Annotated in this window: 14 protein-coding genes and 2 pseudogenes; 8 read left to right on the top strand and 8 right to left on the bottom strand. The window is 57.5% G+C overall.

Going from position 1 to position 14,472, the window contains the following annotated elements:
• Positions 1-52 precede the first annotated feature (52 nt).
• On the bottom strand, positions 53-1,048 hold the full coding sequence (locus tag WCA85_RS10105; RefSeq protein ID WP_424063377.1) for a formylglycine-generating enzyme family protein: 996 nt from the start codon (positions 1,046-1,048) through the stop codon (positions 53-55).
• 740 nt (positions 1,049-1,788) lie between these two features.
• On the opposite strand from WCA85_RS10105, the gene WCA85_RS10100 reads away from it, so the two are divergent.
• Entirely contained in the window at positions 1,789-2,190 is a 402-nt protein-coding gene (locus WCA85_RS10100; protein WP_424063376.1) for a YidH family protein, read from the top strand.
• Between the two features lie 169 nt (positions 2,191-2,359).
• Positions 2,360-3,064 carry a hypothetical protein gene (locus WCA85_RS10095; RefSeq protein ID WP_424063374.1) on the top strand — a complete coding sequence of 235 codons (705 nt, stop codon included), beginning with the start codon at positions 2,360-2,362 and terminating at the stop codon, positions 3,062-3,064.
• A gap of 119 nt (positions 3,065-3,183) precedes the next feature.
• Here WCA85_RS10095 and WCA85_RS10090 read toward each other — a convergent pair whose 3' ends face one another.
• The 3 genes from WCA85_RS10090 to WCA85_RS10080 all read right to left on the bottom strand — a co-directional run bounded on the left by WCA85_RS10090 (position 3,184) and on the right by WCA85_RS10080 (position 6,239).
• On the bottom strand, positions 3,184-3,642 hold the full coding sequence (locus tag WCA85_RS10090; RefSeq protein WP_424063372.1) for a hypothetical protein: 459 nt from the start codon (positions 3,640-3,642) through the stop codon (positions 3,184-3,186).
• 877 nt (positions 3,643-4,519) lie between these two features.
• Entirely contained in the window at positions 4,520-5,323 is an 804-nt protein-coding gene (locus WCA85_RS10085) for a lipid II flippase Amj family protein (protein WP_424063370.1), read from the bottom strand.
• 130 nt (positions 5,324-5,453) lie between these two features.
• The gene (locus tag WCA85_RS10080; protein ID WP_424063369.1) at positions 5,454-6,239 is read right to left on the bottom strand and encodes a DUF4410 domain-containing protein; all 786 of its coding nucleotides are present in this window, start codon (positions 6,237-6,239) and stop codon (positions 5,454-5,456) included.
• 564 nt (positions 6,240-6,803) lie between these two features.
• On the opposite strand from WCA85_RS10080, the gene WCA85_RS10075 reads away from it, so the two are divergent.
• Positions 6,804-8,729 carry an acyltransferase family protein gene (locus WCA85_RS10075; protein WP_424063367.1) on the top strand — a complete coding sequence of 642 codons (1,926 nt, stop codon included), beginning with the start codon at positions 6,804-6,806 and terminating at the stop codon, positions 8,727-8,729.
• A gap of 42 nt (positions 8,730-8,771) precedes the next feature.
• Here the strand turns inward: WCA85_RS10075 and WCA85_RS10070 are convergent.
• The 3 genes and pseudogenes from WCA85_RS10070 to WCA85_RS10060 all read right to left on the bottom strand — a co-directional run.
• Positions 8,772-8,867, bottom strand: a pseudogene (locus WCA85_RS10070) (YciI family protein); the annotation flags it as partial.
• A gap of 43 nt (positions 8,868-8,910) precedes the next feature.
• Complete coding sequence (locus WCA85_RS10065) at positions 8,911-9,342, bottom strand: hypothetical protein (protein WP_424063366.1); 432 nt, start codon at positions 9,340-9,342, stop codon at positions 8,911-8,913.
• A gap of 211 nt (positions 9,343-9,553) precedes the next feature.
• The gene (locus tag WCA85_RS10060) at positions 9,554-10,009 is read right to left on the bottom strand and encodes a hypothetical protein (RefSeq protein ID WP_424063364.1); all 456 of its coding nucleotides are present in this window, start codon (positions 10,007-10,009) and stop codon (positions 9,554-9,556) included.
• Positions 10,010-10,350: 341 nt separating this feature from the next.
• Between WCA85_RS10060 and WCA85_RS10055 the strand changes: the two genes are divergently transcribed.
• From WCA85_RS10055 to WCA85_RS10045, 3 genes are all read left to right on the top strand, one after another.
• Positions 10,351-11,247, top strand: coding sequence for a fructose bisphosphate aldolase (locus WCA85_RS10055; RefSeq protein WP_424063363.1), 897 nt, complete (start codon positions 10,351-10,353; stop codon positions 11,245-11,247).
• Between the two features lie 34 nt (positions 11,248-11,281).
• Positions 11,282-11,764, top strand: coding sequence for a VOC family protein (locus WCA85_RS10050; protein WP_424063361.1), 483 nt, complete (start codon positions 11,282-11,284; stop codon positions 11,762-11,764).
• Between the two features lie 144 nt (positions 11,765-11,908).
• Positions 11,909-12,586 (top strand): type 1 glutamine amidotransferase domain-containing protein, encoded by a 678-nt coding sequence (locus WCA85_RS10045; protein WP_424063359.1) that lies wholly within the window; start codon positions 11,909-11,911, stop codon positions 12,584-12,586.
• An 89-nt stretch (positions 12,587-12,675) separates the two neighbouring features.
• Here the strand turns inward: WCA85_RS10045 and WCA85_RS10040 are convergent, their stop codons facing one another.
• The gene (locus WCA85_RS10040; RefSeq protein WP_424063357.1) at positions 12,676-13,389 is read right to left on the bottom strand and encodes a hypothetical protein; all 714 of its coding nucleotides are present in this window, start codon (positions 13,387-13,389) and stop codon (positions 12,676-12,678) included.
• Positions 13,390-13,473: 84 nt separating this feature from the next.
• On the opposite strand from WCA85_RS10040, the gene WCA85_RS10035 reads away from it, so the two are divergent.
• Together WCA85_RS10035 and WCA85_RS10030 are read left to right on the top strand one after the other, a co-directional pair.
• Positions 13,474-14,088, top strand: coding sequence for a TetR/AcrR family transcriptional regulator (locus WCA85_RS10035; protein WP_424063355.1), 615 nt, complete (start codon positions 13,474-13,476; stop codon positions 14,086-14,088).
• A gap of 98 nt (positions 14,089-14,186) precedes the next feature.
• Positions 14,187-14,472, top strand: a pseudogene (locus WCA85_RS10030) (glycine zipper family protein); the annotation flags it as partial.

Raw genomic sequence — 14,472 nt, 5'->3', positions numbered from 1 at the left:
GGGTTGAACTTGAGACAGGGCGGGCCCTCAACATCACCCTGTGCAGTTGACGTCACACAGTCTGATCGGAGATGGGCCGCTCACCTCGCCGGATGCAGCGAAAGCCCAGGTGACAGATCGATGTGTCGATTGGCTGAGGCATACGCGCGGCCGGGCGGTAGCGACGGCAATAGTTTGGCGCGCACAGGAATGAGCCGCCCTTCATGACCTTGCGCGGAATCTTTATCCCGGCGAGACGGGGATCGACGCTGCCCTCAGCCGTTCCACCGCGCGGGCTATCGACCGTGCAGCAGGGCCTGCTGCTGCTTTTGCCATGATCCTGGTACCAGTCGACAGTCCATTCCCAGACGTTGCCTGTCATGTCGTAGAGGCCGTAACCGTTCGGCGGAAAGGAGCCGACCGGCGCGGTCCATTCGTAGCCATCCTCCAGCAGGTTCTGCCACGGAAACTCGCCCTGCCAGGTGTTCATCACGGACTTTCCATCTGGCATGAGTTCGTCGCCCAATACGTACTCTGCACCGTCGAGGCCGCCGCGGGCCGCAAATTCCCATTCCGCTTCAGTCGGTATTTCCTTGCCGGCCCACTTTGCATACGCCTGCACGTCCTCGAATGCGACGTGGACCACGGGGTGATTCTCAAGCCCTTCGAGCGAGCTTGTTGGGCCACGCGGGTGCCGCCAGTCGGCGCCAGGTGTATAGACCCACCAGTTGTAGTGGTCTTTAAGTGAAACGCGGCGTGCCGCTTTTGCGAAAGTGACGGACGCAGGGGCGAGCATCTCCGGTTTGGCTCCCGGATAGTCGGCTGGGTTCGCTGGCCGCTCAGCCAACGACACGTGGCCCGTGGCGTCAACAAAGCGCTGGAAATCTGCGTTCGTCACCGTGTACCGATCGATCCAGAATCCCTTCACGCTCGCCCGATGCGCGGGCGCCTCCTCAGGATAGTGGTCGTTGGAACCCATCAGGAATGGCCCTCCGGGGATCCACGCCATTCCGGGCGGTGACGGATAGTCATGACTGAGGTTCTGCGGCTCTGATATTACTTTGTTCATATCAATGTTCCGAGACGACGTTCGGCATTTCTGTTGTAAGCAAAGCACGTTGCCCATCAAGGCAGCCAGTGTCGACAGTTACACCAGGCGCAGAGCTTGATCATCGCTCTACTTTGCTTGCCCCGACGGGCAATTTCATTGCCTCTTACCCCTATAGCGTCGTCGTGGGGCGACTGCTTACGATACCTGGCGTGGGACTCATAACGGCGAGCGTGCTCGCTGCCGATGGCGCCCATATTTCGCGACGAGTACCCCTCGAAATCCAAACGTGATTTACATTTAAGTAAGGCTGTTTCGAGAATGCAAACGTAATTTGCCTCATTCACAACTTAGACGCGCTAAGCGGACCCGCCGGTTGGCGCGTCAAGCGTTTTTGGACGTCTTTTTCGACCGCAAAGCATCGGTTAAACGTCGCAGATCAATCGTTTTAAATGTCCTTTTACATACGGGCTCGCGGGGAAATCGGGCCCCCCGGGATTCCCGTCACACTCATTGACGACAATGCGTCCACGTTGCAATACGAGGGGGAGAAATGCTCGCAATCGTAGTTACCGTGAACTAGATTGAGGTTGATGCGCGAAGCGCGTCGATTCGTTGGTATCAGTCCGACCTTCGAATGGAGGTTGCTGGAGTGATCCCGCAGTGTGTGCGTCAGGCTCATTACGTACAGCGCGGGCCATGTGGTAGCCCCGGGATTTCACATTGCATTGCCGGGCGATCAAACACATCCGGAGAATGACGTGGCTCAGTCACCTGCGCGAACGTCGGACCAGTTAGCAGGAGATCGCACCGACCTTGCGGCAACACGCACATTAATGGCCGCCGACCGCACGTTGATGGCGTGGATTCGCACCGCGCTATCGATGATCAGTTTCGGCTTTACGATCTACAAGGTGCTTCAGGGCTTTACCGATGCCGGTGTCCATCTGGCTCACCCAAACAGTCCTCGCATTGTCGGCCTGTTCCTCACTGGGATGGGCACAGTGTCGATGTTACTGGGCACGATCGAATACTGGACAACCATCTCAAGCCTAAGGGGGTATCAAAGCGTCAGCATCTGGCGCCCTACCTTCTTTATAGCGTTGATCCTGGCCTGTTCAGGTAGCTTCGTTTTTCTTAGCATCATCAACAGATTGCTTTAAGCTTGGCGATGAACGCGGCCCCGTTGTCGAGGCTAGCGCGACCGCAATCCTGGTTGTCATCCTCATCGTATTCAACGACCGCGTTTACCGATTTGCGCCCGAAGTGATCGCCTGAAATCGTTACAATGATCCAGATGATTCCCCTCCTCAACAGCATCGAGTGCGAGACATGCTGACTTCCTTTTTCTGGAGTGGCGACATCATCCGCAGTCGCCGCGTGAGTGACATCGTGCTATCAGGCACGATTGACGTGGCCGTGCCCCCTGCACGTCTGCTCGCAGATTGGGAAAGAGAGATATCGTCGCGTCTGGTCCTGGAGCCCGGGGACGTCGAGGCAATGCCTTTGGCGCGAGCGCGGGCGCGCTGGCCCGACTACACGCGCTGCGTGCAGGCAGTGTCCGATTGGACGTGCGCGCTTGGACTGCCTGGGGTGCTCGCCTCCAGTGACGTCGCTCTCATGGCCTGCCGCGGCGCGAGGTACCACCATGACGGTGCGCAATATGGCGGTGCCGCCTTTTGCAATCTCTTCCTGAGCGAGGACAGGGGTCTGGACTTGCATTTTCCCTCTACGGGCCATCGCATTCCGTTAACCCGGGGAACGGCTGTGATATTTGATACTGGCCAGCCTCATGGCGTAATTCAACGCAGCAGCAGCGGTTTTAACGCGGCCGACTTCGCGCCGGACCAGGATTACATCCAGATATTTCTGACCTGGGAGCTTCCTATCGAAGATGCCCATGTTGGGCACGCCCTCAAGGTTGCCTTCGACATCGAGCCTTCAACCTCGTTGCAATCGGACCCAGAGGGAGTCTGGCTGAACGGCACACGGGCCGATGTGTGCCCGGATTCTGGTCGTTGGTGCCGGGTTGATTAATCGTCAGAGACATGATGGGGGAGTCTGGCGATTACATCGTCGGATAAGACCGGCTGGTTCTCTAAATTGAGGGCCGCACAAGCTATTAGTTCAAGGTTAATATTAACTTTGACAGACCATCAGGCACTCGTTCCCTTGGGTTCGAACCAGCCCCTGCTTTGGGGTAGTAGTAACAGCGAAGCAGCCACTATTTCCGCAAAGAGCCCATAGTTATGTTTTAATATATCGAAAAAAACGTGTTGGGTAGCCATTGTCACGTTTATTGCGCCCTGTATAAGAAATGCTGCCAACAGTGCTGACACGATCACCACCACGATTCTTGCCCAATTTTTGCGTTTTAATAACTTAAAAGCCAAAAATAATTTCAAAGCGCCGAACGTAATCAAGATTTCCGCAACCCCGATTATTGCGCCGAATGGAATAGCAGGTTTGGAAATTGGCTCACTCATAATAAAAATCCCGCCTATCGTAACGCAAAGATACTGCAAAGAGGCAACCCAGTAAATCACAATTGCAATTTTCACAAAAACAGGGCCATTTTTCAATGCGATTGAATTAATTCCAAGATTGGCTCCCATTATTCCGCCACCTCCTGCCAGGATTGTTTGAAATGAGCCGTTATTCCGGAAAATCAATAAACCACATTAAACTGCTGTGTACGATCTTGGTAAGTTGATTGAAGGTCAATTTGCAGCACGTGCTGCCCGATGCGTTTCGGCTCACGTCTTCCCGGTTGATCAATTGTGATGCGCGTGAACAATAAAAATCACCAACCCTGCAATTTCGCCGATTAATATCGATAAGTTTCTGGGATGCGTGCTTAATCTGCTTTTTCTCATTCCAGCCGGGTTTTTATTTTTCAGCTGAAAATAAAATTGAACAACCATGCCAGCCACCATTATCATCAGGCATGCGAACGTGGCATTCAGCCCCGCGTATCCGAGAACTTTAAACCACAAGAAAAATGTTGCAATTAGAATAATGCACGAGACAGCAAAGCTGATTTTTATTGATCTTTTCATAAAATCACCCGATATTTGAAATCAAATAATGCAACGAATGACTTCGTGAGCTGATCAGCTGGTCACTACAATTTAAGGGCGGTTAAAAGCGATAAAACCTCAAACTCGCGATGTGTGAAGTTTTTCGTGCTCATGGTTCGCCCCCGTCAAGCCAACTGTTTCAGATTTTCGTTTAAAACGGACTGCTATGCCACCGCTGGACAAGGGCTTTCGCTCGCTTTGTATCTGGGCGGAGTTATTTCACGGCGAGGTCTGATCGACAAGTTAGGGGAGATGCCGATAACGTTGGCCGACCGCACGGTTGTCTGCAGTTGATTGTCAATCATCAAATGACCGCTGTCGACCGTCCGTAGTTGGCCGTCCTCCGCCCGACAAGTTTGGCACGGTGTAATGCGGAGCCGACATTCGCGGGCTCCTTGAATCGCCTGCTGCGCTAAATAAGTTCGGCTATTCGAACAATCAGGAGTGCCGCTGGAACCAGCACAGCCTGTGCGCACAATGTGCCAAGAACGCGCGCTCCCGCGAGTGTCGTAATTGCACGCCGGAAGCTGTTTTCCGAGATCCGGCCTTCGATTACGTCGTCCGTCATCACTGAGACTTGCGGGTCGATAACCACCGCCAGGACCACGGTCGCGAAGCCATTAATAACTGACGATAGATTCGCGCAGGTAACTCGCAAATCAGGCTTCAGGTATCCAGCATAGAGTGATGCGAAAACGCCGACTGTCCAGATCGACATTGCAATAACGTTCAGTCCTATGACCTTCCGGGAAACGCCAACGCCAGTGGTCAGTTGGGTGACGTTATGCGGGGAAGGTAGCCGCGCTCCGACCCAAATGTAGTTGACGCCGCCACGACTGAAGATATGCAGCAGCAGGCGCGGAAGCGAACGATTCGCTTGAAAGTGCTCGACAGCGCGGCTGAAATAACGCTGAAACGTAGGGATTAGAAATGCGCCGACGATGCTCGCTACTGTGGCGGTCAGCAGGAAAAGCCGAAAGTCTCCGAGCAGACCATGTCCCATGTGATGCTCGATATCGAGCTCAACGCGCTTCGCTATGAATGGCCCCTGAAAGGAATTCGCCGTCCGCGAAACCAGGGCGATGATCCCGAATAGAGAAAATGAAACAGCGATACGGCGAGTGCGTACACCAGCAATCCGCACGGCATACGCAAGCGTTGCGATCACATGGATTACGAATGTGAGCCCGCAAATGATCAACAACTGAGTGTCCATGTCGTCGCCGCGAAGTTGGCAAGAACTGAAGTCTACCGGAGTGCGCTCCCGGCTCGATTGCCAATAATCGTGTGACTGGAATCGGCCGGACAGCGTCCGATTGCTGCACCCGGCGAGTAGCGCGACGAGGTCAGCTCGCAGAGCGTCCGGCCGCTGCGATTGCAGCCACCTGAGCGGATGGACCTGCAGGACCCGGCTGGTCACCCATCAAGCTTTCGATTTGCTTCGCGACCAGTTTCGCCATGCGGGTTGCATCGGCGTCCACCGTTGACTTCCCGTCCCCCACCGCCTTCTCCGCCGCGCCTACCGCTAGTGAACTGGTACCCAGGGAAGCGATCGCGCCAGGCTTTTTCCCGCTCGTCGAATCCAGATCAAACGTCAGCACGACTGTCGAGCGTCCCGCTGTCACCGACGACACCGTAACGTGGGCCTTGAGGTCGCTCGCTCCGCTGCCGAGGCCAATCATCACCCGCTCGCTCTTGCTGCCCTCGTCAATCGCTGTAAATTCGCCGTCTACCACGAGGCTCGCCCTCTCGCGTTCAGCCTCAGCATCGCTGGCCGTTGCTGTCGCTATGTGGTCTTTTTCCAGCTGATCGGTCAGTGCCTTGGAAAACGCAGCTTGAACGTGCTGAACCAGCACTTCGGGGGTCGAGTCTGCATCTTTCCCATGTTTCAACAGCCTGTTCCTGCGCAAGCGGCCGGCGATAGACTGATCGAGCGTGACGGCATCGATGCTCACTGCGAAGTCGTGAATTGCGACCCTGTCAGGCTTCGGGACGATTTGCCCTTTGCCATCGTGTTCGACTGATTGCACCTTGGCGCCCCCAGTCCAAAAGTTACCAACACTGTTCTGGGCGTGCGCTCCTTGAATTTGCATTGCTGCGACGAGCATAGCCACGATGAGCTTCGGTTTCATCTCTATTCCTTCGGGGGATCAGCTCGCCGGACGGCCCTGCGAGCCCCGACAACCCTCTTGTGAGTCTTGGAAACAAGCCAGTTAGCTGGTGTGATGCACATATTCGCGGCTCGACTCTTTCACTGCCATCCATTTGCGACGAAGCGGCAAGATGTGTCGTGAAACGACGCCGATCCGGCGCGACATGGGATAGCAAGCGCAGCTGGCGTGACTGTTGACGCAAGGCGTCACCTGATTTTGAGCACAGGGCCGCAAGTTAATCGCCATCGCGCCAGCCCTCTGCCGCACGCCCGCAGCACCGATTGACGGCGATCTGGCACGGCGACCGCTATTGGGACGGCCACCGGCGTTGGCCGCTGAGCCCTGGTCGACAGATCGTGCCTTGACGGTTGCTACGAATCAGCGTCGGCTACCGTACATATATCGGAAGGCACCCTGATTTAAGCTCGGGGCTGGTGTATACCCAAGCCGATCATGTCATCGACAAACGACCAACAAGCGCTACCGGCCCTGTCCACGATTGGCGTGCCCGTTATTCCGCTTGATAGGAGCGCGTCCCGCAGCATGGCCGCCGCGCATGCCTATCGCCCCGATATCGATGGCCTCCGGGCGATCGCGGTGACGTCAGTGGTCCTGTTTCATGCGTTTCCGCGCCTGATGGCGGGAGGATTTATCGGCGTCGATATTTTCTTTGTCATTTCCGGGTATCTCATCTCGACCATTATTTTCTCGTGTCTCGAGCAAGGCACATTCAGCCTCGTCGATTTTTACCGGCGTCGGATTCGTCGAATTTTTCCCGCGCTTCTCGTCGTCCTGCTGTTTGTCACCCTTGCCGGATGGATGGTGCTTCTCGACGACGAATACCGGCAACTCGGGACACATATCGCAGGCGGGACGTCCTTTATCCAGAACTTCGTGCTGTGGGGTGAGAGCGGCTACTTCGACAACGACCCTCAGGCAAAACCGTTGCTGCATCTCTGGAGCCTCGCAGTCGAAGAGCAGTATTACATCTTCTGGCCTCTGCTCCTGATGCTGGCCTGGAAGCGACGCTGGACGTTTGCGGGCATGATCGGCCTGATCGCGGCGGCATCGTTCGGCATCAGCGTGTATCTGTCTTTCAAGGATCCCACCGCTGCGTTCTATTCGCCCGTCTCGCGCTTCTGGGAGTTGATGACAGGCGGCTTCCTCGCCTATCTCGCGCTGCATCGATCCGACCTGATTGGTCGATACGGAAACCTGGCCTCTGCGCTGGGTGTCGCTCTATTGCTATCCGGGTTGGAACTGATCAATCCTGACCGCGCGTTTCCGGGTTTTTGGGCGCTCATGCCCACGGTCGGCGCCTTTTTGGTTATCCTGGCGGGACCGCATGCCTGGATCAATCGTACCTTCCTCGCAAGCAGGCCCTTCGTTGCATGCGGGCTCATCAGTTATCCGCTTTACCTGTGGCATTGGCCATTGCTGTCGCTTGCACATATCGTCTGGCCGGAAAATGGCCATGCGACGAAAATTGCGGTGGTGTTGGCGTCCTTGTTGCTGGCCTGGATGACCTATCACTTTGTCGAGAAGAACGTTCGCCGGCATCGAGCGCCGAATCTGTCGTCGCTCTTGCTGTGTGGCGGCCTCGCAATGATGCTTTGTTGCGGACTGGCAATCAAGGATGGCCTGGTCGCTCCTCGTATCAACTCGGTCACCATAGGCATGGAAGGCGTGGCGGACTTTCTCGCGGCAAGGAGTCCAGATGGAAAAATTCACGATGGCGTCTACACATTGCACAGTGACAGACATGCCATGACACTGTTTCTTGGTGATTCGCATGTCTATCAGTATGCCGAAAGAATCTACGACATAGAGGAACGCGACCCGTTAAAGAATGGCGCCATCTTTGCGGTTGGTGCGGGTTGCCCGCCGATACGAAATGTTTACAACCGTTACTTCCCCGCCGATACGAAATGCTGGCCGACCCGGCGTCAAGCGCTCGAACAGGCAGCCGACAGCCGCATAACATCGGTCGTGATTGGTGGTTTCTGGAGTTCTTATTTTGACCACAAAGGCTACTACGTAGTCGATAACGGCAACCAGATAAACCTCGATACCCCGGAAGGGAGGAAAGCAGCATTCGCGGAGCTCGATAGCGAAGTAACAAATCTGAAGGCAGAGCACAAGAAAGTCTACCTGCTGCTAGACACGCCAACAGGTGCGCAGTTCGACCCACACGTTTTTGTCACGAGTCGCGGGAGACTCGAACGCGCCGATTCGACCCAGTTGCAGCAACCAGTAAAAATCGATGGTCTTCAGCAAGAGGTCCGCACAGAACTGATCGCACTCGCCGAGCGAGACCATGTGTCGACCATCGATCCGGAGTCCCGTCTGTGCACGAAGGACGGCTGTATTCGCATGACCCAAACGGGTCTCGCCGTTTATAGGGAGTTTTCCCACCTGAATCCCGACTGGACCGTGAAGCATGCCGATTTCATCGATCCAGCGATCTAGCGACCTCACGAAGACGACCGCCGACACACCATACTACGGAGTGCTTCTCAGATACGTGCAATGGCTCGGACGAACGCGCTCGCGGATCCCGCGAATGCCTGGCTGATCGGTGGCAAAAATTGCGAAGAATCGCGCCATTTCAGCTACGCGTCCTTCTGCCCATCTGATTTAAGCCGCGTAATCAGTGGTACGTCGTGGTCGAAGACTGCAGTTTCGTCAGCGCGCCGTGCTCGAACCGAAACCAGCCTTGCGAGCCTTGCATCACGACTTCATCGCCCTGCCAGAACACGCGCCTGACGGTCATTCGCTCGCCCAGGCGCTGCACAAGTGGCGGATGGTGGCGAAAGTCGTATAGCACCGGGCCGGAATCGGTCTGCACGAGCATGCGCGTAACGGTGTCACTTTCGTTGCCGACGTCATCGAAATGCTTGAGCGTGTCGGCGCGGAAGCGATCGAAAATTTCCTTGTCGAGCATTGCCACGAAATCGCGGTCAACACGCACGAACTCCAGTTCTCCTGAGGACGTGACGAGCGAACCAGACGCGTCGCTTTGCGCATGAACGCAAGTGACGAAAGAGGCGGCCGCGAGCGCAGCGAGGAACAGTCGTTTCATGTTGCTATTCAGATTCAGCGGCGGCACCGACGACAAGGCGCGACTCGCACCCGGTCCTTGGGAACATCGCTGTCAATTTTGGTCGATGCGTCGAATGTCTAAAGGTGGCCCGACACGGTCCTGCAGCGTCGTGCATTGCGCCAAGCGTCTTCCCCGGACTTCACGGCTATGACGCCTGGTGTAGGGCACACTTAAGAGCATCCCTTGCGTCTCAATGCACCGGTTCGATCTTGAAAGCATCGACCGCTACGCCAAGGTCAATGCCTTCACCGCTACCGCTCAACGCCATGGACGTCGTTCCCTTGGTCAGCACCTGGGCCGTACCGCTGCTCCCCGCGCCAGCCGAAGCGCCGGCCTGCGCGTAGCTGCCGTACACGTCTTTGATGCTGTAGACATGGGTGATATCGCCGTGGCCGCTGACGTGGAACTTGCCCGCGGTCAGGCCACCGCCGTGCACGCTGATCGTGACAGCGGCCCTCTGCCCATTGCTGCAGCTTACTTTGCCGCGCCCTTCGGCATGCTGATAAATCGCCGACCATCCGGACATGCTGAAGGTCAGATGGCATTTCACCGGTGCCTCCGCCTGAGCAGAGGTGGCGGTCAAGCCCGTCAGGGCACCCGCGCACAGCAACATGACGGCAGTCGATCCAAGGGTGTACTTGCTCATAGAAGTCTCCTTACACATGGGGATAGGTTGTCCAGTGTAACGGTCATTCGCAGTAAGTCGGGTGACAGACGCCCAAATGTCGACGCGGCGGCGCGGATGTCCTGCTCGATCGCTTTCCTCGACATATCGCGTTTGGGAGCGTCCGTTTTACTGCAAATAACTTACAGTCGGCAATACTTGCTACACGGTCGGACCGTCATTTGGCGACGTCGGCGGCCGTCCCTTCATGCACTCTGACATTTGCATTAACATCGACGTCAGTACACTGAACGTAGTGAATGCAATGCGTCCCGACCAGACGTACTGGTCCGATGTTCCATCGTGGAAAGAGGGAGACAATCGTGGCTGACGAGAAGATGCTGGCGCAAGTTTCTGAAAAAGAAGGATTTTTCGCGGCCCTGGACCAGAGCGGCGGTTCGACCCCCGGCGCCCTGAAGTTGTATGGCATTCCGGAAACGGCGTACAGCGGCGACGCCGAGATGTTCAAGCTGATTCATGAGATGCGGGTACGCATCATCACTGCGCCCGCTTTTAAAGGGGACAAGGTCATTGGCGCCATCCTGTTCGAGGCGACCATGGACGGACAGGCAAAGGGCAAGCCCGTTCCGGCCTTCCTGTGGGAAGAGCGCGGCGTCGCCCCCTTCCTGAAGGTGGACAAGGGTCTCGAAGCCGAAGCCGACGGCGTGCAACTGATGAAACCGATACCCGGTCTGGACCCGCTGCTCGATCGGGCCGCAAAGCTGGGTATCTGCGGCACCAAGATGCGCTCGGTTATCAAGCTGAATTCGCAAAGCGGTATCGCTGCGATCGTGAAGCAACAGTTCGCACTAGGAGAACAGATCGACGGGCACGGTCTCATGCCCATACTGGAACCCGAGATTTCGATCAAGAGTCCGGACAAGCCAGGGGCGGAAGCCACCTTGCTCGCGGAATTGACCAAAGGTCTCGACGCCTTGCCGGAAGGCCGTCGCGTGATGCTCAAGCTGACCATACCCGACGTACCGGACTTCTATCGTCCATTAATCGAGCACCCGCGTGTCGCGCGTGTCGTCGCGCTTTCCGGAGGCTACACGCGAGAGGACGCGTGCGAACGGCTCGCTTCGAATCACGGCATGATCGCGAGCTTCTCCAGGGCTTTGATCAACGAGCTCAAGGAATCGATGAGTGACAGCGAGTTTGACGCGACGCTCGCGAAGTGCATCGACGAGATCTATCAGGCCTCCGTTGTGAAGGTTTGAACCGACGTTCAGGAGGATGGGAAGGGAGCCCAGGATGTCCGAAAAGATCGTCACGTGTCTGTTTTTCGACCACGGTAAGGCCCGCGAGGCGGCTGAATTCTATGCCGCCACCTTCCCCGACAGCCACGTCGGCAAGGTAAGCGCATCGCCCATGGACACGCCGTCCGGTGCGGAGGGCAAGGAATTGATCGTCGAGTTCACCGTCTGCGGCCGCGATTTCGTGGGCCTCAACGGCGGTCCCATGTTCGTCCCCAACGAAGCGGTCAGTTTCATGATCCTCACGGACGATCAGGCCGAGACCGACCGGCTGTGGAACGCCATCGTCGACAACGGCGGTCAGGAAAGCATGTGCGGCTGGTGCAAGGACCGCTGGGGCTTTTCGTGGCAAGTCACCCCGCGCGCACTGCTGGCGGCGACGCAGGACCCAGATCGCACCGCCGCCAGGCGGGCGATGACCGCGATGATGACGATGCGGAAAATCGACATCGCCGCCATCGAGGCCGCGCGCGCTGGCTAGCCCGTCCGGTGCGTAGGGGCAGCGTCCATACCAGTTCCTTAGATGTGTTGACTATCGGTTTCCCGTTCCCTGAGCAACGACTTCGACAGTTTTCCCCCGGCGAGCCCGCGTTTAGGCATTCGCCTCAATGAACGGAGATTGGCTATGAAGATCCTGCTGGTTTTGACTTCGCACAACGTGCTTGGAGATACCGGCAAGCCCACCGGCTTCTGGCTTGAAGAGTTCACTGCCCCCTACTATGCGTTCAAGGACGCCGGTGCAGAGGTCACAGTGATCTCACCGAACGGGGGGCAACCACCGATCGATCCCAAAAGCGACGATCCAGGCAATCAGACCGATACGATGGAGCGGTTCAAGAAAGACGCTGAGACCCAGAAAGTGTTGGCCAATAGCGTCAAGCTGACGGACGTCAAGGCGGCCGACTACGACTCGATCTTCTATGCCGGGGGCCATGGTCCGATGTGGGATCTGACCAATGACAAGAATTCGATCGCCTTGATCGAGGATTTCTACAACGCGGGAAAGCCGGTCGCCGCCGTCTGTCATGGCCCTTGCGTTCTGCTCAAAGCCACCCACAAGGGGCAACCTCTCGTCAAAGGCAAGCGCGTCACCTCCTTTACCAACGATGAGGAAGATGCCGTTGGCCTGACCAAGGTCACGCCCTTCCTCGTCGAGGATGAACTCAAGCGTCTGGGCGGCCACTTTGAAAAGGTGGAGAACTGGGCCGTGCTTAGCATTGTCGATGGGCAACTGATCACCGGGCAGAACCCAGCCTCATCGGGCCCGACTGCCAGGGAACTGCTCAAGGTTCTGCAGGCCTAGCGTCGAATCCAACGCGGGCCATCAAGCCCGCGCGACTGAGTCGGCGACACGAGCCCGAGGATTTCGTGTCGCACACGGAACGATAGATATCACGCGCTGACTGCCGCAATTGACGGTACTCGCCTGCGCAACTGTTGAAAAAGCAGGACGTGCAGATACGCCAGCAAGGGAACGAGGAAAGAGGGGATCAGAATCCACGGAAGGGTCGTCATTACGTTGGTATCTGCGCCTGACGTGGCAATGCTGAATGGCAAGCCCGGGGATGATGCGACGCCTAACCCGATGGCAACCACGAGATCGAAAAGGCCCAGCGCATTCCACACCAGCACGATAGTTCGCCAGCCCGGGGCCTTTACCGCAGCCAGATAGGCCACCGGCAACGCCGTCAAGCCGATCAGCACGTCACCCCATCCCGCTACAGGCGCATCGGGCGCTGGGAGTCGGCCCTCGGCATAGAGCAGCAAAAAGAACGCGCCGAGTACCCGCACTGCGTGCAGTCCGATTAACACCGGCGTGGGTATCGCAGTGGCCGCGTCGCGCAGTGGACCGGCCCGTGAGCTGCCAAAGGCGAGGATGGCAAACGGAATCAGCACGGACACGCCGACGCCCGCCGGTCCGATGCCGTGCACCGCGTCGAACGCGCCTGTGGCTCCGCACACGACGATCAGCGCGAACCAGGCGACGCCCGCCGCGGCCATCATCATGCGCCGCGCGGCGCTCCATCTGAGGAAATGAATGTACACGCCGCCCACGAGCGCCGAAATCGCCGTGAGGGTTATTGCGCCAATCAGGTCGAGTTGCATAGCCAGCCTCCGTGCCAAAATATGACGTGCCTCATATTTCAGAATATGATGCGTATCATATTTTGTCAAGAAACGGAGCAGCTCATGCCTTGGGACGAAAAACATAAGCAGACCACGCGCGAGCGCATCGTTGCCGTCGCGGCACGCGCGATCCGTGCGCGCGGCCCGAACGGTGTCAGCGTTGCGGAAATCATGAAGGAGGCCGGCCTCACGCATGGTGGTTTCTACGCCCACTTCGCGTCCAAGGACGATCTGCTGGCAGAGGCGACCCGTTACGCCACCATGGAGACGTTGCAGTTTCTCGAGAAGCTCGCCGCAGATGCCGCCGGCCGGACGCCAGCATTGGCCGATATCGCGGACGCCTATCTGGGCGACCTGCACTGCGCGCATCCGGAACGTGGCTGCGTGCTAGCCGCGTGCGGCGCCGAGCTTGCCCGCGCTGACGACGCCACACGAAGCGTGTTGCGCGAGAACGTGCGGAGCTATCTGACGTGGCTGCAAGGGCGCGGTGACGGTGACGACGGCGCGCATCGCGGCAAGACGGAGCGCGAGGCCATTGGTACGCTTGCGACGATGATCGGTGGAATCATCCTTGCTCGGGCCGTGGGCGACCCGGCAGAGGCGGCCAAGGTGCTGACCGCCGTTCGCGGCTTCTTGCATGATGAGGCGAGTGAGCGCGGCGACGAAGCTTCGTCTTAAGCTGCCCCCGTGGCCTCCGCCGCGCGCAAAGTCGAACTAATTCAGCGCTAATTGTCCGCATTCATGATGGCCCCATCGAATCAGAGGATGTGAACATCATGAAGCTCTTACGAATCACTCGCCTGGCTTTACCCGTGGGCTTGATCGCTATTGCGCTCACCGGTTGTGCCGTCATGCCGCCGACTGGCCCCTCCGTCGTCGCGCTACCGCCAAATGGGAAACCGCTGAACGTGTTCCAGCAGGAAGACTACACCTGCCGGGACTACGCATTCCGCTCGGACAATGCCGGCGCACCAGCCCAAGGCGCCATGCCGGAGGGCGTGGGCAGCACTGCGATCGGAACCGTGGGTGGAGCCGCCGCCGGCGCGCTGCTCGGCGCAGCGG

The organism is Paraburkholderia sp., from assembly GCF_049581445.1.
Lineage (GTDB): Bacteria > Pseudomonadota > Gammaproteobacteria > Burkholderiales > Burkholderiaceae > Paraburkholderia.
Note: the sequence above shows the minus strand (reverse complement) of the source record. Positions and strands in the feature narration are given on the sequence as shown.

Bases quoted from the DNA above. Each gene is read 5' to 3' on its own strand.
- WCA85_RS10105 (WP_424063377.1), bottom strand. From the start codon at position 1,048: ATGAACAAAGTAATATCAGAGCCGCAGAACCTCAGTCATGACTATCCG.
- WCA85_RS10095 (WP_424063374.1), top strand. From the start codon at position 2,360: ATGCTGACTTCCTTTTTCTGGAGTGGCGACATCATCCGCAGTCGCCGC.
- WCA85_RS10090 (WP_424063372.1), bottom strand. From the start codon at position 3,642: ATGGGAGCCAATCTTGGAATTAATTCAATCGCATTGAAAAATGGCCCT.
- WCA85_RS10085 (WP_424063370.1), bottom strand. From the start codon at position 5,323: ATGGACACTCAGTTGTTGATCATTTGCGGGCTCACATTCGTAATCCAT.
- WCA85_RS10080 (WP_424063369.1), bottom strand. From the start codon at position 6,239: ATGAAACCGAAGCTCATCGTGGCTATGCTCGTCGCAGCAATGCAAATT.
- WCA85_RS10075 (WP_424063367.1), top strand. From the start codon at position 6,804: ATGGCCGCCGCGCATGCCTATCGCCCCGATATCGATGGCCTCCGGGCG.
- WCA85_RS10065 (WP_424063366.1), bottom strand. From the start codon at position 9,342: ATGAAACGACTGTTCCTCGCTGCGCTCGCGGCCGCCTCTTTCGTCACT.
- WCA85_RS10060 (WP_424063364.1), bottom strand. From the start codon at position 10,009: ATGAGCAAGTACACCCTTGGATCGACTGCCGTCATGTTGCTGTGCGCG.
- WCA85_RS10050 (WP_424063361.1), top strand. From the start codon at position 11,282: ATGTCCGAAAAGATCGTCACGTGTCTGTTTTTCGACCACGGTAAGGCC.
- WCA85_RS10045 (WP_424063359.1), top strand. From the start codon at position 11,909: ATGAAGATCCTGCTGGTTTTGACTTCGCACAACGTGCTTGGAGATACC.
- WCA85_RS10040 (WP_424063357.1), bottom strand. From the start codon at position 13,389: ATGCAACTCGACCTGATTGGCGCAATAACCCTCACGGCGATTTCGGCG.
- WCA85_RS10035 (WP_424063355.1), top strand. From the start codon at position 13,474: ATGCCTTGGGACGAAAAACATAAGCAGACCACGCGCGAGCGCATCGTT.